The sequence below is a fragment of the Corynebacterium pseudokroppenstedtii genome (assembly GCF_019754945.1).
In the GTDB taxonomy this organism is placed as follows: domain Bacteria; phylum Actinomycetota; class Actinomycetes; order Mycobacteriales; family Mycobacteriaceae; genus Corynebacterium; species Corynebacterium pseudokroppenstedtii.
Genome location: NZ_JAEUWU010000004.1, coordinates 135,031 through 155,106 on the forward strand (window position 1 = coordinate 135,031; position 20,076 = coordinate 155,106).

Below are 20,076 nucleotides of genomic sequence, written 5' to 3' on the forward strand. Positions count from 1 at the left end.
ATTAATCGTGCCCTATAGATGGTGTAGGCGCTACTGAACCCACACGAATGGGCGGACACTGCTAAGGAACTGCAGACTCACCACGCCCGCGACAGATCCGCGTGCTGCCTCACCCACGCATGCATCGCAATCCCTGCAGCAACCCCCGCATTAATCGACCGCGTGGACCCAAATTGGGCAATCGATACCGTCTGCACAGCACCGCGCTGCGCTTCCTCGCTTACCCCCGGCCCCTCCTGGCCAAACAGGAGGAGGCACCGCTCCGGAAACTCAGCCGTCTCAACGGGCACCGAGCCCGGCACATTATCCACAGCAATCACGGTGAGATCGTGCTCATGCGCCCACTGGAGCACGTCGTTAACCGTCGAATGATGATAAAGATGCTGGTAGCGGTCGGTCACCATGGCTCCGCGACGATTCCACCGCTTCTTGCCGACGATGTGCACCGCCTCTGCAGCAAAAGCATTCGCGGTCCTCACAACGGTCCCGATGTTATGGTCCGACGTGAAATTCTCGATCGCAACGTGGAACGGAAAGCGGCGCGTGTCCAGGTCCGCGACGATGGCCTCGCGCTTCCAGTACCGGTAGGCGTCGACGACATTGCGCCGGTCGCCCTCGTCCAAAAGGGTGGGGTCATAACGATCATCCGTCGGCCGTGGCTGGCCGGGATGCTCGACCTCCCATGGGCCAACGCCGACGGGGTGCGGATTCCACTCGGTAGCACCGACGCCAACTAGGGGTTGTACCGTGCCTGAGTCTGACGCGTGGGGATCCGCCGCGTGGGGTGAATCACTCAAGTCCCAGATCCTTCAATCCCAGGATGGACCGGTACTCCAAGCCTTCCTTATGGATGGCGTCGGCCGCGCCTGTGTTGCGGTCGACGACGGTCGCCACGCCGACAACCTCGGCCCCGGCTTCCCGCGCCGCCTTGACCGCGGTCAATGGGCTATTCCCTGTGGTTGTCGTATCTTCGACGACGAGGACGCGCTTGCCTTTAATGTCCGGGCCTTCAATGCGACGCTGCATGCCGTGTTTCTTCGCCTCTTTGCGCACGACGAAGGCGTCGATGGGCCGGCCGGGTGCGTGCAAAACTGAATCGGCGACAGGATCTGCGCCCAAGGTCAGGCCACCGACAGCGTCGAAATCCCAGTCTTCGGTCAGTTGCCGCAAAAGGGCACCAATCAATGGCGAAGCCTCATGGTGCAACGTGGCCCGACGCAAATCGACGTAATAATCTGCCTCTTTGCCCGAGGATAATGTCACCTTCCCCATCACGACGGCCAGTTCTTTGACTAACTCTGCCAGCCGGGCCCGGCGCTCTGGATCCAAAGACTGCGCAGCAGAGGTCGGCTGGGTGTCTTTCGCCCCTGGGTTAGTGTGATCCCTCATGAAAAGAAACTCCTTCTGGCTGCTGGGTTGTTATCGTCCGGCTTGTAGTTCCGTTTAATCCGGGTCGAGCCGATTCTCGGGCTCGAGCTCACCATCGACGATGGGCACATCGTCATCCTCCCGCCGGTGGGACGCGCCTCGCCGGGCCGAGCTCTTGCGGTGCCTCCCCGACGACGGCGGATCGCCGAAAATGGTGGACTTGTCGTAATCAGACTCCACACGGATAACTCGCCCGGACCGCTCATGCGCCCCCGAGTGGTCAGGATCGCTACCCACAACGGGAATATCTCCGGTGGATTTCCCCACTTCATCCCACATTTCGTCGTCCGCCGTCGTCCCCTCTCGTCGGCTTCGATCCCGACGCGGCAAGTCAACATACTCGTGGCGGAACTCGGGCCTATCCGACCATCCGATATGAGTATCCGTACCAGAGGGCTCTTCCTGGCCGGCCGGTTCATCATTATTGCCGACGTCGTTACCGTCGGATTGGCTGGCGGTTCCGGGTTGATCAGCAGCGGACCCCGCATCCGTGGCGGATTGACCTGCGAGGCCAGCGTCGGGAACGGCCTGCATGCGTGGGCCGTCACCCAGGGTGAAGATGTCGTACGAATATGCACGGCCGGGGTCGCCATCCGTCATGTCCAGATACTCGGCTGTCGGGTTGGGCAGGACGCGGGTGGCGTCGTCAAGATCGGCGATATAGGCGAATATCCTGGGGATATCGTCGATGGTGGGGCGGCGATTGCAGCGGACGAGGATCCACCACGGGTCGATGACGACGGCTGCGGTGGCGCCGCGGAGGTGTGCGAGTGCGCGGTCGGCGCGGGAATCCATCATGAGCCGGACGGACAGGGGGTCTGAGGAGAACACCTCGAATCCTCCGCACGATCCCACATATTCCTGGTCGGGCCGAGGAGGTTTGATCTGTCCGGGGGCTTCGCCGGGTTGATTCTGGAGAGCCCAATGGTCACGGTCCCGGAAGTCGATGAGTACGTCTGACGAACCGGATCGGCGTAACCCTAGGTAGGAGTTGTCGTTGATGTCGGCCACGTGTGCGCGGCGTGCGCGCATCCGTCCCGAAACGACGTCTTTGGCTTCGCTTGGTGATGCGCCGACGTGGTCGGCCCACTCGTTGGCCAAGTCGGGATCGGTGCGGTCGAACTGCCATCCGTGCTCGGCAGCCCATGATCGACGTGCCCGACGGGTCGCTCGCGTGGGGTTCGCGAACCACTCCTCGGCGGGGTCCTCTGGTGTGTCTGCAGGCGCATCTGCGGCTGCGTCTTCTGGTGAGTCCGCGGAGGACTCCGTCGTGGCACCCGTTTTACTTACGGGAATGCTGCGCGAGGGTGAATCTGTGTCTGAGCGTTCGTCCCCGTTATTACGCGTCACAGCGGACGCGTTGTCCTCGCCGGCGGCATGGGAGACCGCTCCGTGCTGGACACGCTGGGATTCCACTGACTCATCCGCGTGCGTCATCGAGACGTCGTCGGCAGGCAGCCGATCGTCGGACCATTCCTGCTGATCAACGCGCTCTTCTTCCGCCTCTGCGTGCGGGTTCACACCGAAATGTGAGAATGCTTCGTCCGCAGTCTGGGGCTGCTGGGGATTAAAACGCGGGTTTCTGCGGCGCGGCGGGAGTGTTTCGCCGACGTCGCCGTCATTAAACGGAACGCCATCAGACGGACCGCGCGACTCGCCAGACGTCTCCTCCCCTTCATAAGGAAGATCAGCTCTCCCCACCTGGGACAACGTCGACCGTTCGTGCGCCCCGGCGCGGCGGTTGAGAGCTCGGCGCCACTCCCTATCATCTGCCGGTCGGTTGGCAGCCCACAGCAGCGCTGCGGCCGCGAGGAGCAGCAGAGCGCCAAGAATCAGGAAAACTGCGGAATTCATCGTTAGATAGTCTATCCGCTTACGCGGACAATGCCTCCACCCGCACACAAAGGCCGCCACCTCTGCCCCTGGGAATCATGCTGTCGAGCCCGACAGGAGGTAGTGGCAGCCGTCGTTGACCAGTTATTCGCTGACAGACCCTACACGTCGATATCGTTCTCAGCGGCGTAGGCGCTCTGGTCTAACAGCTCCCCCAGGTCGGAGATGCGAACCTCGTACAGCCAGCCATCGCCGTAGGGGTCGGAGTTGATCACGCCGGCGTCATCGCCAAGGTCTTCATTGATCGAGACCACTTCGCCCGAGACGGGAGCGAAGATGTCGGAGACTGACTTGGTGGATTCCACTTCACCGAAAGCCTCTCCTGCTTCGACCTCCGTGCCGACGTCGGGCAGGTCAACATACACGATCTCGCCCAGCTGGTCAGCGGCAACATGGGTAATGCCGACGCGGACGGTGTCGCCAGGCTCGGCGGCGTCGTTGTCGATCCACTCGTGGTCACTGGAGTACAGGTAGTCAGCGGGCAATGAAACGTTGGACATCAGGATCTCCTTCGCATTGTTATCCGCACTCGTCGTTGCGGATGAATGGTCTTAAACGTCGATTGATGTGGTTGCTGTTGGGGCTAGCGGTCGCGCTTATAGAACGGAAGCTGAACCACCGTGTAGGGATAATGCTTACCACGAATGTCCACGGAAAGCGCGGTTCCCGGCTCCGCGACGTCCGCATCCACATAGGCCATGGCCACCGGGTAGCCGAGCGTCGGCGACAACGCGCCCGAAGTGACCTCCCCGACCTCTTTATCATCACTGGTCAACACGGTGTAACCGGCGCGGGCAGCTCGTCGCCCGTCCCCCTTCATCCCGACAAGTTTCCGCGTCGCACCGTTCTTCTTCGCAGCGACGATGGCGTCCCGGCCAACGAAGGCGTCCTTGCTCTTCGTCGCCGCCAATACGCCGAGGCCCGCGTCGACCGGGGTGTGTGACCGGTCCAGTTCGTGGCCGTAGAGCGGCATGCCCGCCTCCAGGCGGAGCGTATCGCGGCTAGCCAGCCCGCATGGTGTCACAGCGCCTGTGCCCATGATCGCGGCCCATACGTCGTGGGCGCCGCTGTTCGGGACGAAGATCTCGAACCCGTCTTCCCCGGTGTATCCGGTCCGGGCGATGACCACATCGTGCCCGGCAACGGTGCCGCGGAAGAAGGCGTAGTACTTCACCTCGGCCAGGTTGCGGACATCTGCGCCGGGGAGTGAGGCCAAGACGCGCTCCGCGTTGGGGCCTTGCACCGCAATTAACGACGTTTCGCTGGATTCGTCGGCCACGGTGCAGTCAAAAGACTCAGCTCGGGAGACTAATTCCGAGGCCACCGTGGGCGCGTTGCCGGCGTTGGGGATGACCAAGAATTCGTCGTCGCCGAGGCGGTAGGTGATGAGGTCGTCGATGATGGTGCCGTCCTCGGTACACATCATGGAGTACTTCGCCTTACCGACGGCCACGGCCGATAACCGTGAGATCAATGCGTGATCGAGGGCTTCGGCAGCCTGCGGGCCGCTGACTCGAACCTCGCCCATGTGGGAGAGGTCGAAAATGCCGGCGTCGGTGCGAACAGCTTTGTGTTCGTCCAACTCACTGCCGTATTTGAGGGGCATGTCCCAGCCGCCGAAATCGGTGAAGCGGGCGCCGAGTTCCTCATGGACATCGTGCAATGCGGTCTTCTGTGGGGTGGATGATCCTGCGCCGGATCCTGTGGTGGGTTGGTCTGTCACGTCGTGTTCTCCTGTCAACGTCGCTGGGGTTAGTGCTGCGGTACGTGGAATTGGTGCTGGTGTGGGTGCCTATTTATCCAGGCTGTTGAATTCATCGTCGGTAATGGCGAAATCCTCCAAGGGCGGGCACGAGCACGCCACATGGCGATCGCCATAGGCATTGTCAATGCGGCGAACTGGTGGGAAGTACTTGGTCCTACGCAGGCCAGGGACGGGGAATGCCGCTTTTTCGCGCGTGAAGTGGCCGTGGGACACGGCGTCGTCGAAGTCGTCGCGCGTCACAGACCAGGCCGTATAGGGGGCGTGGCGAATCACGGAATCTTCCTCGGCGACGGTGCCGTCGATCACCTCATCAATTTCGCGACGGATAGTGCGCATGGCTTCGATAAAGCGGTCGAGCTCGCCCTTGTCCTCGCTCTCGGTGGGCTCCACCATGAGAGTCCCAGGCACGGGGAACGCCAAGGTCGGCGCGTGGAAGCCAAAGTCCATGAGCCGCTTGGAAACGTCCTCTGCGGTGATCCCTGAGCGTTTCGTGATCTCACGCAGGTCAAGGATGCATTCGTGCGCGACCAAACCATTCTTCCCCGTGTACAAGGTGGGGAAATCGTCGGCGAGCTGATGGGAGATGTAGTTAGCATTCACCAGGGCCATTTCCGACGCCGCTGCCAGGCCGTCGCCCCCCATCAACGCGATGTATGCCCAGGAGATCGGGACGACGCCGGCGGAACCATAGGTGGCACCGGCAATCGGCACACCGTGCGCCTCGGACGGGGCGTCGCTCGAGCCTTCTGTGCTGTCGGAGGAGCCTCCCGCACCATCACCGGGGCGCTGCGCGTCGGCACTTGTCGTTTCCATCGGATCAGCCGGCAGGAACGGCACGAGGTGATCAGCAACACACAGCGGGCCGACGCCGGGGCCGCCGCCACCGTGAGGAATGGTGAAGGTCTTGTGCAGGTTGAGGTGGCTGACGTCGCCACCGAACTGCCCGGGTTTCGCCAGCCCGACCAGCGCGTTGAGGTTGGCGCCGTCGATGTACACCTGAGCACCAGCCGCGTGGACCTTATCGCACACGTCGCGAACATGCTCTTCGTAGACGCCGTGGGTGGAGGGGTACGTGATCATGATGGCGGCAACTTTGTCGCCTTGCTTCTCCAGCTTCGCGTCCAGGTCATCGAGATCGATGGAACCGTCGTCGCGAGATTTCACTGCGACAACTTTCAACCCAGCCAGCGCCGCCGACGCCGCATTGGTGCCGTGGGCGGACTCCGGGATCAGGCAGATGGTGCGCTCATTGTCACCGCGCGACTGATGGTAGCGCCGAATAGCCAGCAGACCAGCGAATTCACCCTGCGACCCCGCGTTGGGCTGCACGCTAACAGCCGCGTAACCGGTCATCTCGGCCAGACTGTCCTGCAGATCGTGGATAAGTTCACGCCACCCCGCCGTCTGATCGTCGGGAGCCATCGGGTGAATCGAGGCAAACCCCGGCCACGTGATCGGCTCCATCTCTACCGCGGAGTTCAGTTTCATCGTGCACGACCCCAGCGGGATCATGGTGCGGTCGAGGGCGAGGTCGCGGTCGGAAAGCATCCGCAAATACCTCATCATTTCGGTTTCTGAGGTAATGGCGTGGAAGATCGGGTGCGTCAAAATCTCATCGCGACGGAGAAGCTCCGTAGGTAAATGTGCTGTTCCAGCGCTCGCCACATCGCGGTGATCACCAGGCAGACCGGCGGTGAGCTCACGCACTTCATCCAAACTGTCGGGACCGGAACCACTATCGCGGCCCTCAGCGCTGATCAGTATCGCGGCCAACTGGCGAATATCAGTATCGGTCGTGGATTCACCGATGGAAATGCCAACCAGCCGACCACCGAGTTCTCGCAGGTTAAAGCCCTCTTCATGGGCTCGCGCGACGGCGATACGCGCTGCATTATCAGTGCTGTGCTTCACGGTGACGGTGTCAAAGAACGTGTCATGCTCAATGCGAAGACCAGCCGCGACAACAGCGTCGGCCAGCGCAGCAGCATGCGCGTGAATACGGCCAGCGATTTCCTTCAACCCATCCGGCCCATGCCACACGGCGTACATGCCGGCCACAACAGCCAACAGTGCCTGCGCCGTACAGATATTAGAGGTCGCGCGGTCGCGTCGAATATGCTGCTCGCGGGTCTGCAGGGCCAAGCGATACGCGGGCGTTCCTTCTTCATCCTTCGACACACCGACGATGCGCCCCGGCATCTTCCTGGTCAGCGAGGTTGCGACGGCCATAAACGCCGCATGCGGCCCACCGAAGAAAAGCGGCACACCGAAGCGTTGCGCAGAACCCACCGCAATATCCGCACCAAGCTCACCCGGCGACGCCAGAAGCGTCTGCGCAAGAAGGTCACAATCCACCGTGACCAGCGCTTTCTTCTCCTTCGCAGCGTCGATGAGAGGTTTCAGGTCACGGACCTCACCCGTCGTTCCGGGTTGGGCAATAACGACGCCGACAAGGTTCTCTTCGTCGGCAATCGTATCGGTGGTAATCGTCGATACGCGAAGCGAAATACCAGCAGCCTTCGCCCGCGAGCGAACAACCGCGATCACCTGCAGGTGGCAAGCGCTATCCAGGAGCACAACCGACTCTCCACCTTTACACCGACGCCCACCGCGGATCATCAGCTGAACAGCCTCCGCAACAGCAGTGGCCTCATCCAACAGCGACGCATTAACGACGTCGAAACCGGTTAAATCCCCCACCGCGGTTTGGAAATTCAGCAGCGCCTCCAGGCGACCCTGCGAAATCTCCGGCTGATACGGGGTGTACGCGGTGTACCACCCCGGGTTTTCCACAATGTTTCGCCTGATCACAGCCGGCGTGACGGTGTCATAATAACCCGCGCCAATCAGTTGCTTCTTCTGAACATTCTTATCGGCATACACCTGCAGCGCGGCCAGCACGTCCTGCTCGGTGCGACGAGGTGGCAGATTAAGTTCCCGGTTCTTGATGGAATCGGGCAACGCTGCGTCGGCAAGTTCATGTGCCGACGAATACCCCAAGGTCTGCAGCATCTGTTGGATGCTCGACGCGTTGGGGCCGATGTGCCGCGCCGGGAACGACGCGGCCGACACGCGTGGTGAACTCAATGGCGCGGTGAGATCGGCCGTGGTTTTAATAGACGCCGGGGCCGCACCCTGGGTGTTCTCCGGATCGAATTTCGGGTGAGCCTGTTGGGGGGACTGCTGCTGAGACTGTGGATGAGACATTGTTTCCCATTCGTCGAAGGCGATGACCGGTCGCCTCCCCCGCACTGTCTCCTGTACCTGAGAGCTTCGGCAGCCTCACCAACGCCCTGTATAGGGAGCCCTACAGATTTATAGAGCCCTCAAGGTGGCGCTGTTGTCGGTCTGCTTTTCTCCTTCGGCGGCTGTATGCACAGCTCTTTCCAGTGGTGCCTCATTGCAGCGGTACTGGGCCTGAGAGATTCCCGGGGAGGGTTTGCTCCTACGGCGCTACTTTCCTGGCCGGAAGCACGATGCGCCCGGCGCGGAAAGCAAGCTCTCCCGTTGCAACTCGTAACGGCATGTTCGTCACTCGACTATATCCGCAACCCCGGACATGTCGAGCGAACTTCGCCATCTAGTTACCTCATTTCGAGGCAATGACCAGGCGATACGCTGGTAGGTTACCCCCGACGGGCACAAATTTTTACACGAACGTCACATGGTTCGCGCGGTGACAGGGTCGCGCGGCGGCTGGTTCGTCCAGCCACCGTTCGCGCAGCGCGGCTTAATCGTCCGAACGCTCGATGGGGTTGTCGGGATTCCCCGCCCACTGTGACCAACCACCGGTGAATAGCGTGGCACCGCCGATCCCACCGTGCTCCATCACGGCGATCATCGCGCAGGAGTGCAGCGCGGAACCGGAGTACACAGCCACTTTCGAGCCGTCGGTAATTCCCGCCCTGTTGAACCGTGCCCGGATCTCGTCGGGCGACAATACTGTCCGGTCCTCGTTATAAAAGTCCTGGACCGGCATGTTGATCGCACCCGGAATGTGGCCAGCTCGGAAGTCCAGCTTTTCGGCAATCCCGTTGAAACGACGTTCGTCGCGCGCATCAAGGAGGAATCCGCCGTCCTTAATCCACTGGTCGATTTCATCGGCTTCGATGGTGGGCATATTGCCGACGGTGATCTCTGTACGGAATCGCTGCGGGAGGCTCCCCGGTCCGGCGATCACGGGATACCCAGCGTCCTCCCACGCGGGGAGGCCACCGTCGAGAATATGAATGTCGGTGAACCCAGCCCACTTGAGAATCCACCAGGCACGGGCGGAGAAAATGCCGTGGTGCTGGCCGTAAATGATGATCGGCGTTTTCTTGTCCAGTCCCCACTTGTAGACCCAGTTCTGCAGGATCCCTTTGTTCGGCAGCGGGTTACGCCCGGCTTCGCGGGAGGGCAGTCCTGTGAGGGCTAACTCTGGCGGGCAGAACTGAGCGTCCGGAATATGTTCAGACACGAACCTCGAATACGCGTTTCGGCTTCCACTGGACCAGTGGGTGCTCAAGATACTAATACGATTCGATTTGTTGATAGCTTTGGACAAGATGTCTGGAGAAACGTATACGGTCATGGGCACTAGCTTATGCGGACGAGCTCCAGACTGCAGTATGGCAGGTTGTGAGATGCTCCTGGTAACGACACCAGTTCCCCTTTAACAACCTGCCGTGCAGCCCGATGCGACATCACAGTGTCGACACACCGCCACCGTGGACGTCGAGTTTGTCTCCGCCCTCAGCCACCGTGACCTCAACAACGTCGCCGTCGCGAACATCCCCGGCGAGGAGTTCCTTCGCCAGTTCGTCGCCAATGGCTTGTTGCACTAACCGACGCAGCGGGCGGGCACCGTACGCGGGGTCGTAGCCGCGCTTGGCCAGCCATTCCTTCGCGTCGTCGTGGACATCCAACACAAGGCGTCGAGACTCCAGCCTCTTGGCCAGAGCGTCGATCTGAATGTCGACGATCTTGGTCAGCTGTTCACTGGTCAGAGCGTCGAACATAACGACGTCGTCAAGGCGGTTGATGAATTCCGGCTTGAAGGTGGCTTTCACGGCCGCTTCCATCTGCTCCTTGGTCCCACCTGCGCCCAAGTTCGAGGTCAGGATCAGGATGGTGTTCCGGAAGTCCACCGTGCGGCCTTGTCCATCGGTCAGGCGCCCTTCGTCGAGCACCTGCAGGAGGACATCGAAGACGTCGGGGTGAGCCTTCTCAACCTCGTCGAATAGGACCACTGTATAGGGCCGACGACGCACTGCTTCGGTCAGCTGACCACCGGCGTCGTAACCGACGTATCCCGGAGGGGCACCGACCAACCGCGCCACGGAGTGCTTCTCGCCGTACTCCGACATATCGATGCGGACCATGGCTTTTTCGTCGTCGAAGAGGAAGTCCGCCAACGCCTTGGCCAACTCGGTCTTGCCGACGCCGGTGGGGCCGAGGAAGAGGAACGAGCCTGTCGGCCGGTTCTCGTCGGCGACACCAGCACGAGCGCGGCGCACCGCGTCGGAGACGGCCTTCACGGCTTCGTCCTGGCCGACCACGCGGCGACCCAAAACTTTCTCCATGGCCAGGAGCTTTTCGGTTTCGCCTTGCATCATCTTGCCGGCGGGGATGCCGGTCCACGCGGAGACAACTTCGGCCACTGTTTCGGGCGTGACTTCCTCAGAGAGCATGGCGTTCTCTTCGGTGGAGTTCACGGACTTTTCGGCGGCGTGCAGCTTCTTTTCCAGTTCAGGAATAGTGCCGTAGCGCAGCTTTGCTACCTTCTCGTAGTCGCCGTCGCGCTCCGCGATTTCCGAATCGGACCGGGCCTTCTCCAGCTCTTCCTTAACGCTTTGCACCTCGGTAATGGCGGACTTTTCGTTCTCCCACCGGGCGGTCAGTGCTTTCAGATTTTCGCGTTCGTCGGCAAGCTCTTCTTTCAGGTGCTCAAGCCTGATTTTCGAGGCTTCATCGGTCTCCTTCTCCAGGGCCATTTCCTCGATCTCTAGCCGACGCACGACGCGCTCGGCGGTGTCGATTTCTTCTGGCCGGGAGTCGATTTCCATGCGCAACCGCGAGGCGGCTTCGTCGATAAGGTCGATGGCTTTATCGGGAAGGAACCGGGCTGTGATGTAGCGGTCGGACAGCGTCGCGGCCGAGACCAGGGCGGAGTCCATGATCCGAACACCGTGGTGAACCTCGTAGCGCTCTTTGAGGCCACGCAAAATGCCGACGGTGTCCTCGACGCTGGGCTCGCCCACGTATACCTGCTGGAAACGGCGCTCAAGGGCGGCGTCCTTTTCGATGTACTTGCGGTATTCCTCCAGAGTGGTTGCGCCCACGAGGCGGAGTTCACCGCGAGCCAGCAGCGGCTTGATCATGTTGCCGGCGTCCATTGCGGATTCCCCGGTCGCGCCCGCACCGACGATGGTGTGAAGCTCATCGATGAAGGTGATGATTTCACCGTCGGCGTTCTTGATCTCATCAAGGACGGCCTTTAACCGTTCCTCGAATTCGCCACGGTATTTTGCACCGGCAACCATGGAGCCGAGGTCGAGCGAGACGAGTTTCTTGTCCTTCAGCGATTCAGGCACATCACCAGCGACGATACGTCGTGCTAGGCCTTCGACGATGGCGGTTTTACCGACGCCGGGCTCACCGATGAGCACCGGGTTGTTCTTTGTCCGCCGTGACAGTACCTGGACGACGCGTCGGATTTCGGCGTCGCGGCCGATGACGGGGTCGATTTTGCCGTCGCGTGCTCGGGCGGTGAGGTCCGTGGAGTACTTTTCGAGGGCCTGGAACTGGCCTTCTGGGTCCTCGGTGGTCACTTTTTGGTTTCCGCGTACCGACGGGAACGCCGCTTTGAGTGCGTCCGCGGTGGCACCGAACTCCTGCAGTAATTTCGCTGCATCGCTGTCACCGGATGCGATGCCGGCGAGCAAAACTTCAGTGGACACGTAGCTGTCGCCCAGCTGGCCTGCTAATTCCTGCGCGGTGGTTAGCGCGTTGAGGGAATCGCGGTTGAACTGCGGGTTCGCCATTTGTTGGCCAGTGGCGGTGGGGTACCCACCCACCAGACTTCGTGCCCGAGTGAGGACCTGGTTCGGGTCTGCGCCCACAGCCTGAATAACTGGCGACGCAATAGAGTCAGCCTGCTCGAGGAGAGCGACGAGTAAATGCGCTGGCCGGATGTCTGGGTTACCTCGTTTCGAGGCGTCCTGAAGTGCGGCCTGGAGGGCTTCAGCTGTACGAGTTGTGGGGGTAAAAGAGCTCATGATGTCACCTTTCTATTCTGCGTTTGTTGTTCTGTATTTACTGTTTCTGTGCTGACCGTTCTGTGTGTGGCCTGTGGGACGGGAGCTTTGCGGCTCAGTCGACGGGACCGACCGGGTGGCTGACCGCTAGCCGACGAAGAACGTTGCTATAACCATTGTTGAGTGTACTTCACGCAGGTTTTAATCACATCTAGTACAACTGACACGAAGTTGAGTCTATTCCACTCAAGGCAGATTTGTTAGAAATTTTTTCGTAGCGGATGGGGTACCGGTGGCGAGGGGTGGCTGTGTGCGTGTATTGGTCGCCACACGTGCGTGGGCTGGGCACGAGTGCGCGGGATGGACATGCGTGCGCGGGATGGACATGCGTGCGCGGGGGCTGACCACCTGTGTGCATGAGTTGAACACGAGTGCCTGGGATGGGTGCGCCGGCAATAACGGGCCACCACACCCAAAGGAACTAGCGGCCCTGCCGGACCCAGACGACCAAACCTATAACCCCCAGAACAGCCTCCCCTATTAACACCGCGGGACTCGTACCAACTCCGACTGAATTTCCCCACGGCGTGCCCTCCCCCACTAACCACGGGCTGAGACAAAGGATAAGAGAAAGGAGAGGCACTACGCGCAAAGACACTGCCGACCCCCAACGGCCACCAAATGCAGCCGCACACCCAATAGACACCATGCTGTGAGCGCTGATCAAACTAACCGTTTCCCACCCCAGGTAACGGATCCTCATCAGGCCGGCTACAGCTACCAAGATGAGAACGCACATGAACGACAGAATCAGGCGCGGACGTTCCGTCGAGCGGGATGTCACGGCACGTTCATACGATTCTGACCATTGACTCCCCAGCAGAACACCCATCGCTCCCGCCAGCACCACCGGGACCAGGTTCGGAAGGAAAACAGGGATGCTCAGTTCCGGACCAAACAATTGCGGGAGCGAAAAATCATGAAACCAGACCAGAGGAATGACAACGCAACACAGCAATAGGGCTTCACGCCAGCCACGAAGGCGGAAATAAGGGAAGACGCTATTACTCATAAGTAATCCTCACACTTCTTTTACTTCCGGATGCTTTATTCTCCTCGATTGCCTAGGCATTGCCTTTCTCAGAAGAAGCTATACAGGCCTTAAGATCCCGCGTGATGTTTTCAATTCGCTCTTCTTGCTCCTGAAATGGTCGCCCTTCAGTGTTCTGGTCCGTCCACTTCTGGGCCTCGCTCGTACCAGGGCCATTCGCCCCGCCATAGACGTCGCGAATGGGCTTGTCTCCGAAATGATCGGCAATCCATTCTGCGACGATAGAGATAGTCGATACTCCATCCGTTTCGGAATACTCACACCCCGCTTCATCGCTGTGTTGTGCAATGGCGGTTTCAGCCACGTCATGGAGTACAAGAGTTGAGGATCGTCCCGCGTCAGCCGCCATCAAGGGAACATCGCCACCAACTTTTTTGGGAGCATACTCACCAGCGTCGACCTTGAATCCCAACTCGTCCAATTCAGACAAAAAGGCAGACCAGTTTGTATCCACTTTCCGCACAGTGGATTCATCTTCTGGCCAACTGCAATACCGGGCACCGTCGGCGGAACGGGTGCATGAAGGATTCGATGGTTTCTCACGTGCCGTTACCAGAGGTCCATTTATTCCGACGAGAGTTGCCACCACAGAGACGATGACGATTCCAGGTAGAGCTAACGATAAAAGCTTTTTACTCCTTACCCAATCGGTCGTGGTGACGAAAATGAGCATTGCCGCCAGTACAATTCCTATAACAACACCAACAATAACTGGACGTAATTGGGCCGATTGCTCTACGTAGCCCACGTAGTTCCCCGATGAATACGGCCTCAAGAATAGAATTTTCGGAACTACACGTAGCAACCCTGCCATTAAAGTGAGAACCACGACGGCCACCCCGGCAATGAAGCCGACAATCGCCGCTAAACGCGGTTTGGTATGGAGCGATCGGCCAATAACCCCGCCGAGCCCCACGGAGAACAGGGACCAGATCAGCCCCATAACCGGAATCGACCACCATGGAGAACCACCGGGATCTCCAGATAAACACACGGCATACAAACCAACTATTGTTACGACGTTGTATATCAATGCATACAATGCACCGAGCCCGCAGAGATACCAGCTTCGCCGTACGGAGGTTGACGATATCGTGCGGAGATAGTCAACATCATGGCGTGCGATGTCGTAGGCAGTACACCCCGCTAAGCACACTCCGATAAGGGCAAGTGTTTCAGAATGTACTTCATTAACATCTGGCCAATAGCCGATAATGTAGCCCACTCGCCACGCGGAGAATAAAAGAAAAGCAACGAAGGGCGCAGGAACAAAATAACGAAGATGCCGCCTCCAACCCATCATACAACTTCCGCAGTCAATTGACCGAAAGCAGCATCAATACTTCCATATTGCCTTTCGAGCTCTTCCGAGAGCACATCAGCGACAATACGTCCGGAATCAAGAAAAAGAACGCGATCGGTAGGCTCAATATCAGAGGAAATATGCGTCGACATAATGACTGAGGTTTTGCCGCTGAGGCGACGAATAATGCTCAAGAGCGAGGCTCGGTGATTTGGGTCTAATCCCGATGTTGGCTCATCCAAAATAAGGACGTCGGGACGGTGAGCTATCCCGACAGCAACCATCGCCCGACGTTGCATGCCACCGGACAACGAAGAAAAACGGTCACCTTCGTTATCGGACAAATGGACAAGCGCAATAGCCTCGGACGCTGCGGTCCGGGCCTCGCTCCTGGAATATCCATGAAGCCATGCTGCTGCCTGGACTAAGTCCCGCACAGTTTGAGATGTATCAACCGCATTATGTTGCGGCACCCAGCCTAAGCGCGACACGATGGCAGGACGGTTTTTTCGCTCCGCTGCTTTGCCGTCATACCTGATCACGCCGGATTTAGGTTTAAACTCTGTCGCGAGGAGCTTCATTAAGGTACTTTTCCCCGCGCCATTAGAACCGAGCACGATATTAATTCCGTCGGAAAAAGAGCACGAAATTCCATCCAAAACGGACTTAGCCTTTTTATACGAAAACCGTAACTCGCTTACTTCTATGAGCATAGTTTCGTAGTGTACAGATGGCGCTCCGCTAGAAGCATCCTTTTATAGATTGGGCAACCTGCTTCCCATCTTGGAGATTCGCCCTGGAGGGGCTGGTGGGTTCACCGTATAAAAAGTGGCGCAGATTAACGACCAGTGCGGATGGCCATGTAGGTGACACTGCCAAACTTGGAGGCTCCAACCTCGCGCTCAGGTAGTAACACCTTAATGTCGGCAGTTTAAGCCATTCATCTTTGGCATTTCACCCCAATTTTGGGGTGTTATTCGGTCGCTAAAGCCCCCTCTGGACCCCCCACAGCAACATTGATAACGTCACAGTCACGGATTGCGAAGCTAGCCAACAGAAAGACGTAAGAGAAGTATTTCTACACTTGATACAGGGGATAGAGATGAACGCACGGTCCAGCAAATTACCAATCGTCGAACTTACTTCGATCGGCGTTGGTATTCTCCTATTTCTCATTGGCGCAATAACGGGCGCGTGGGTAATTGGCGTGGCCGGTTTCGGCGTAACCATTATCGCAGTTACCAGCCTGATTCTATTTCTTCCCGTCACATTAATCGACGCACAACATCAGTACTTTGTTTGGATCGCAAGCGCCGTTTTAATTATTTTCGGAATTTGGTACGGGGTTACCCAGCAAGGGGAAGCCGAAATCTTCTCACCATCTCTACTCGCCTATGTCGGTGGAGGCGCCTTACTGACCTCACTAGCCACTTACGTCAGGAAGCGCTCACATTAGATCGGTACCGCGGACATCTACCCCGACCCAGCCGTCGGCACTAATCGTCGCCAAGCACAGGGATGCTTTGTCGCACGGAGTCCAGCCGATCAGTATCAATAGTCGCGGTGACATACCCGCAGGTGTAGCCCAATTCCGCGACCCTCGTTCCGTCAGGACCGACCACAACACTGTGGCCAATCCCGGTCGGACCGTCGGACTGGCCAACCTTGTCATATCCGCCCGGGCGAGCCTGCCCCGCGGCGGCGATCCACGTCGTCGAATCCAACGCTCGTGCAGCAGTCAGTGTCCGCCACTGGTCACGCTTGCCCGGTCCATCCGACCACGACGTCGGCACGACAATAACCTGCGCACCACCACGCGCCAGATTCTTAAACTGCTGCGGGAAACGAATGTCGTAACACGTCGACAATCCAACAGTCATACCCGCGCACTGGAAATACTCCAGCTCATTACCTGGGCGAACCGTGTCCGACTCGCGGTACCCAAACGCGTCGTAGCAATGGATCTTGCGGTACGCCGCGTTGACACGATCTCCGTCGGCACCATCGCGGCCAACCGCCAGCGCAACGTTGTCCACCCGATGGCGCGTGCCTTTCTCGGTCTCGACAGAATCGGCCGGCGCGAACATTCCCACCACGGCAACAATGCCGGCCGCCTCGGCAGTCTCGCGGACAGTCGTCGCAAACCGACCATCCAGCGGCTCCGCGATCGTGTCCAGCCGACCCTGACCGAACGGGTACATCGAGGCCTCCGGGAACACGATGAGATCAGAGTTCTCCGACGACGCGCGCATGATCAACTCACACACAGCATCCGTATTCCTAGAAACATCGGGGACGGAACAAATCTGGGCCAGTGAAATGCGCATACGCCACAGACTATCAGTGAATAGCAGTAGCTATCAGTGAGAACCAGTAAGGGAAGCGATACGATTTTCGCATGTCCCCCACCGTGATCGCCCTCATGCTGACCACCTCACTCTTCGCCGGGTGGGTCGACGCCGTCGTCGGGGGTGGCGGGCTCATTCTCCTTCCGCTCATCATGATCCTGAACCCCAGCTTCACGTATGCTCAGGCGCTCGGGGTCAACAAAATCGCTGCTATCTGCGGTACCGGCAGCTCCGCGATTACCATGGCCCGGCGCGTTCCGGCCGCACGGACCGCTTTCCGTTACGCGCCGCTGGCGTTTGGTGGGTCGGCGCTCGGAGCGGTTATCGCGTCGTCCGTTGATAAGGACATTATGCGGCCGATCGTTATCGTGCTCCTTGTTGCCGTCGGCGCGTTTGTGCTGCTCCGGCCATCGTTTGGGCAGGTCACAGTCCGACGGGCGGTCACGCGTAGGCGATGGGCTGCTGCATTAGTGCTGATCACGGGGCTCGGGATCTACGACGGTGCGTTCGGCCCCGGCACCGGTTTGTTTTTAATCCTCACGGTCACATCGCTGCTGGGTGAGGACTTTTTGAACAGTGCCGCTTGGGCCAAAATCCTCAATACCTTCACGAACTTAGGTGCACTGGTTGTTTTTGCGATCAATGGGGATATCTGGTGGCTGCTGGGCTTCGGGCTGGCCGTCACCAACACTGTGGGCGCGCAGATCGGGGCGCGAATGGTCCTTAGTAAAGGTGCTGGATTCGTCCGTATTGTTTTGCTTGTCGTGGTGGTGCTGATGGCCGGGAAGTTGGCGCTCGATCAATTTGGGGTGACGGCATAGAGGCTTGCTGTCACGGCATAGAGGTCCCCCGTGGCAGCTTAGCGGCAGAGTGTGACACGTTAGGGGCTATTTTGGCCGCCGACCCCCAGTTATCCACAGGTGCGGAGTTATCCACAGAAAACACGATTTTCCTCTATTGACGACGCGCACAACGGACCTGTTGTTGGCACGATGTGGCGCATGACTCTCACGATCACTCCCTCGGCGCTGCGCACCCTGATGCACGACCACCACGACCATTCGGAAGCCGTCGAGCACGTCGGCGCTGTTTGCGACGCCGCGCATGAACAAGCGCCCAGCTTCCACTCATCGCGAACCCATGCCGCTTTGCTCGCTATGGCCGACGCCGCCTATGCGCAGGCTCACGAACTGAGCGCGCGGCACACGCGGTTTGCCGAATCCGTCGACTCGTTACGAGGCCGTGTCTGCGCTGCGGACGAGGCTTCGTCAACGCGCTTGAGTGCACTGTTCCCGATGCGTGCGGATGACACTGCCACGCCTGCGGACAACCTCGGTTAAAGGTGCAGCTCATGGCACTCAACCCAACCTCGACGGTAAACAAAACCTCGGCAGCTCAAGCGTCGGTAATGCGAGGACCGCTGACACACAGCCTGGTCGGAGGAGGCCCGCTCACACATGTCCCTCAATGGAGCCCCGATGAGCTCAATGCCGTCGCCGCCTCAATGGCCCGACTCATCGGGCCCATGACCACCAGCATTTCAGACAGCCCTATCCCCGCCAACATCATCGGTGGAATCAACGGTGGCGCCGCCAACGCAACACTGAAATCGATTAATGCGGATACGCGCGCGGTCATCGACCACATCACACAGTCCGTCGGCTTATTGCGCGCGCACTCGTCGGCACTACGCGGTCCCCTCGGCCACGCGCAATCCCTCGAACACACCATCAAAGAACTCCAAGCTCAACGCGACGCCACCGCCGACCCGTTCATTAGCACCGGCCTGTACATCATCGAAACGGCATGCAAAGCCGACCTCGCCCTCCTACTCAAGTTCCTGGACACTATCGACGGTGTGCTCGCGCATCTTCTCGTCGACATATGGAATAGTTCCAAGTTCAAACCACTCGCCCACGTCCTCGCCGCCGCCGGAATCACTGACGCTTTCCTGCCCACCACCATGCCCGACCCGGCCCCCCAACGCGACAACTCACAACCATGGCTCGATGGACGCACGGTTGACGACACCGACCGTATCCTCCGAGAACGCCTCGATACCTGGCTTTCCGCCGCCCACAACGACAAAGAAAAGCAGTACCTGGAGGGAATACTGAAAACACTCGCCGACAACGACGACGCTTACCTCGTCCATCTCGACCACGACGGAGTGGCCATCGCGCTAGGAGACCCCACCACAAGTCCCGCCGTCGCCACCCTCGTCGGCGGAGTCGGCTCTAGTGAACCCGGACGTATTCACGGGCACACGGACTGGGCACGTGAGATCAGGCAAGCCAGCGGCAATAAGGCCAGTGTCATCGCATGGTCTGCCTACCCCGCGCCCAGATCGCTACCCGCTGCAGCCAGCACCGATAACGCCATCCGAGGAGCACAAACCCTGCGCTCATTCCAACAATCGCTCCGCACACGCAACCCGTCCGCGCAACTGACCGTCACCGGGCACAGTTACGGCAGCGTCGTCGTCGGGCATGCTGCACGATCCTCGGACGCAACGCCGCCACTCGAGGCCGACACAGTCGTCATCGTCGGATCCCCCGGAACTGGCGTGGATCACGCGCGTGAATTAGCTCCGCACGCGCTCGACGGGCACACGGAGATCGTCGTCGGTAGGAATAATGCCGATCCCATCATGTTCACCACTGGTCCAGACGACGGTGCGCACGGCCCCGACCCGTCCTACGCACACTGGGGTGCCGATGCGTGGCTCACCCCCAACGGCCTGGCAGCTACTCCCCCCAGTGACCAGAAAATTCGCGACCTTGGAGGCCTCATCATTCCCGGACTCACGTTCGATGAGCTGTTGAAAAACCACCGGTACAGGGACTACTCGTCGACTCTCGCACAGGTCATCACCGACGGGGTGCCTGCCGATACCCACACACCTCAGGGGTGAACATTGCAGGAGCTACAGCAGCACAATAATGTGGTTTTCACACATACTGACCAGCACAATTGTGACTTTCAACCAC

General features: G+C 59.4%; 16 protein-coding genes and 1 riboswitch. Of the genes, 4 read left to right on the forward strand and 12 right to left on the reverse strand.

The window, feature by feature from the left end:
* Window positions 1–77: 77 nt before the first annotated feature.
* From JMN36_RS07865 to JMN36_RS07915, 11 genes are all read right to left on the reverse strand, one after another.
* Entirely contained in the window at window positions 78–797 is a 720-nt protein-coding gene (locus tag JMN36_RS07865; RefSeq protein WP_221924195.1) for a TrmH family RNA methyltransferase, read from the reverse strand.
* Window positions 790–1,389, reverse strand: a complete 600-nt coding sequence (gene pyrE, locus JMN36_RS07870) for an orotate phosphoribosyltransferase (RefSeq protein WP_204087969.1) — start codon at window positions 1,387–1,389, stop codon at window positions 790–792. The genes JMN36_RS07865 and pyrE overlap by 8 nt, the downstream gene beginning before the upstream one ends.
* Window positions 1,390–1,443: 54 nt before the next feature.
* The gene (locus JMN36_RS07875) at window positions 1,444–3,282 is read right to left on the reverse strand and encodes a type III secretion system chaperone family protein (protein ID WP_221924196.1); all 1,839 of its coding nucleotides are present in this window, start codon (window positions 3,280–3,282) and stop codon (window positions 1,444–1,446) included.
* A 140-nt stretch (window positions 3,283–3,422) separates the two neighbouring features.
* Window positions 3,423–3,821 carry a glycine cleavage system protein GcvH gene (gene gcvH, locus JMN36_RS07880; RefSeq protein ID WP_012730971.1) on the reverse strand — a complete coding sequence of 133 codons (399 nt, stop codon included), beginning with the start codon at window positions 3,819–3,821 and terminating at the stop codon, window positions 3,423–3,425.
* Between the two features lie 83 nt (window positions 3,822–3,904).
* On the reverse strand, window positions 3,905–5,044 hold the full coding sequence (gene gcvT / locus JMN36_RS07885; protein WP_204087967.1) for a glycine cleavage system aminomethyltransferase GcvT: 1,140 nt from the start codon (window positions 5,042–5,044) through the stop codon (window positions 3,905–3,907).
* Between the two features lie 69 nt (window positions 5,045–5,113).
* A complete protein-coding gene (gene gcvP / locus JMN36_RS07890) occupies window positions 5,114–8,293 on the reverse strand; it encodes an aminomethyl-transferring glycine dehydrogenase (protein WP_236881759.1) in 3,180 nt (1,059 codons plus the stop codon).
* A 189-nt stretch (window positions 8,294–8,482) separates the two neighbouring features.
* Window positions 8,483–8,603, reverse strand: a riboswitch (glycine riboswitch).
* 213 nt (window positions 8,604–8,816) lie between these two features.
* Complete coding sequence (locus JMN36_RS07895) at window positions 8,817–9,545, reverse strand: sulfurtransferase (protein ID WP_236883033.1); 729 nt, start codon at window positions 9,543–9,545, stop codon at window positions 8,817–8,819.
* Between the two features lie 226 nt (window positions 9,546–9,771).
* Window positions 9,772–12,345 carry an ATP-dependent chaperone ClpB gene (clpB, locus tag JMN36_RS07900; RefSeq protein WP_204087965.1) on the reverse strand — a complete coding sequence of 858 codons (2,574 nt, stop codon included), beginning with the start codon at window positions 12,343–12,345 and terminating at the stop codon, window positions 9,772–9,774.
* A gap of 460 nt (window positions 12,346–12,805) precedes the next feature.
* Window positions 12,806–13,396, reverse strand: a complete 591-nt coding sequence (locus JMN36_RS07905) for a hypothetical protein (protein ID WP_204087964.1) — start codon at window positions 13,394–13,396, stop codon at window positions 12,806–12,808.
* A gap of 52 nt (window positions 13,397–13,448) precedes the next feature.
* A complete protein-coding gene (locus JMN36_RS07910) occupies window positions 13,449–14,738 on the reverse strand; it encodes a hypothetical protein (RefSeq protein ID WP_221924197.1) in 1,290 nt (429 codons plus the stop codon).
* Entirely contained in the window at window positions 14,735–15,451 is a 717-nt protein-coding gene (locus JMN36_RS07915) for an ABC transporter ATP-binding protein (protein WP_204087962.1), read from the reverse strand. Before JMN36_RS07915 ends, JMN36_RS07910 begins: the two co-directional genes overlap by 4 nt.
* Before the next feature lie 389 nt (window positions 15,452–15,840).
* Between JMN36_RS07915 and JMN36_RS07920 the strand changes: the two genes are divergently transcribed.
* Entirely contained in the window at window positions 15,841–16,194 is a 354-nt protein-coding gene (locus tag JMN36_RS07920; RefSeq protein ID WP_204087961.1) for a hypothetical protein, read from the forward strand.
* 40 nt (window positions 16,195–16,234) lie between these two features.
* Here JMN36_RS07920 and JMN36_RS07925 read toward each other — a convergent pair whose 3' ends face one another.
* Window positions 16,235–17,065 carry a carbon-nitrogen hydrolase family protein gene (locus JMN36_RS07925; protein WP_204087960.1) on the reverse strand — a complete coding sequence of 277 codons (831 nt, stop codon included), beginning with the start codon at window positions 17,063–17,065 and terminating at the stop codon, window positions 16,235–16,237.
* 71 nt (window positions 17,066–17,136) lie between these two features.
* On the opposite strand from JMN36_RS07925, the gene JMN36_RS07930 reads away from it, so the two are divergent.
* From JMN36_RS07930 to JMN36_RS07940, 3 genes are all read left to right on the forward strand, one after another.
* Entirely contained in the window at window positions 17,137–17,907 is a 771-nt protein-coding gene (locus JMN36_RS07930) for a TSUP family transporter (RefSeq protein WP_221924198.1), read from the forward strand.
* A 180-nt stretch (window positions 17,908–18,087) separates the two neighbouring features.
* Window positions 18,088–18,426 carry a hypothetical protein gene (locus JMN36_RS07935; protein ID WP_204087958.1) on the forward strand — a complete coding sequence of 113 codons (339 nt, stop codon included), beginning with the start codon at window positions 18,088–18,090 and terminating at the stop codon, window positions 18,424–18,426.
* 11 nt (window positions 18,427–18,437) lie between these two features.
* A complete protein-coding gene (locus tag JMN36_RS07940; RefSeq protein WP_221924199.1) occupies window positions 18,438–20,000 on the forward strand; it encodes an alpha/beta hydrolase in 1,563 nt (520 codons plus the stop codon).
* Window positions 20,001–20,076 lie beyond the last annotated feature (76 nt).

What these genes read in the sequence shown, in the direction of transcription:
- JMN36_RS07935 (WP_204087958.1), top strand. Translation starts at nt 18,088, where the DNA reads ATGACTCTCACGATCACTCCCTCGGCGCTGCGCACCCTGATGCACGAC.
- JMN36_RS07905 (WP_204087964.1), bottom strand. Translation starts at nt 13,396, where the DNA reads ATGAGTAATAGCGTCTTCCCTTATTTCCGCCTTCGTGGCTGGCGTGAA.
- gcvH (WP_012730971.1), bottom strand. Translation starts at nt 3,821, where the DNA reads ATGTCCAACGTTTCATTGCCCGCTGACTACCTGTACTCCAGTGACCAC.
- clpB (WP_204087965.1), bottom strand. Translation starts at nt 12,345, where the DNA reads ATGAGCTCTTTTACCCCCACAACTCGTACAGCTGAAGCCCTCCAGGCC.
- JMN36_RS07915 (WP_204087962.1), bottom strand. Translation starts at nt 15,451, where the DNA reads ATGCTCATAGAAGTAAGCGAGTTACGGTTTTCGTATAAAAAGGCTAAG.
- JMN36_RS07930 (WP_221924198.1), top strand. Translation starts at nt 17,137, where the DNA reads ATGTCCCCCACCGTGATCGCCCTCATGCTGACCACCTCACTCTTCGCC.
- JMN36_RS07940 (WP_221924199.1), top strand. Translation starts at nt 18,438, where the DNA reads ATGGCACTCAACCCAACCTCGACGGTAAACAAAACCTCGGCAGCTCAA.
- JMN36_RS07925 (WP_204087960.1), bottom strand. Translation starts at nt 17,065, where the DNA reads ATGCGCATTTCACTGGCCCAGATTTGTTCCGTCCCCGATGTTTCTAGG.
- JMN36_RS07910 (WP_221924197.1), bottom strand. Translation starts at nt 14,738, where the DNA reads ATGATGGGTTGGAGGCGGCATCTTCGTTATTTTGTTCCTGCGCCCTTC.
- gcvP (WP_236881759.1), bottom strand. Translation starts at nt 8,293, where the DNA reads ATGTCTCATCCACAGTCTCAGCAGCAGTCCCCCCAACAGGCTCACCCG.
- pyrE (WP_204087969.1), bottom strand. Translation starts at nt 1,389, where the DNA reads ATGAGGGATCACACTAACCCAGGGGCGAAAGACACCCAGCCGACCTCT.
- JMN36_RS07875 (WP_221924196.1), bottom strand. Translation starts at nt 3,282, where the DNA reads ATGAATTCCGCAGTTTTCCTGATTCTTGGCGCTCTGCTGCTCCTCGCG.
- JMN36_RS07920 (WP_204087961.1), top strand. Translation starts at nt 15,841, where the DNA reads ATGAACGCACGGTCCAGCAAATTACCAATCGTCGAACTTACTTCGATC.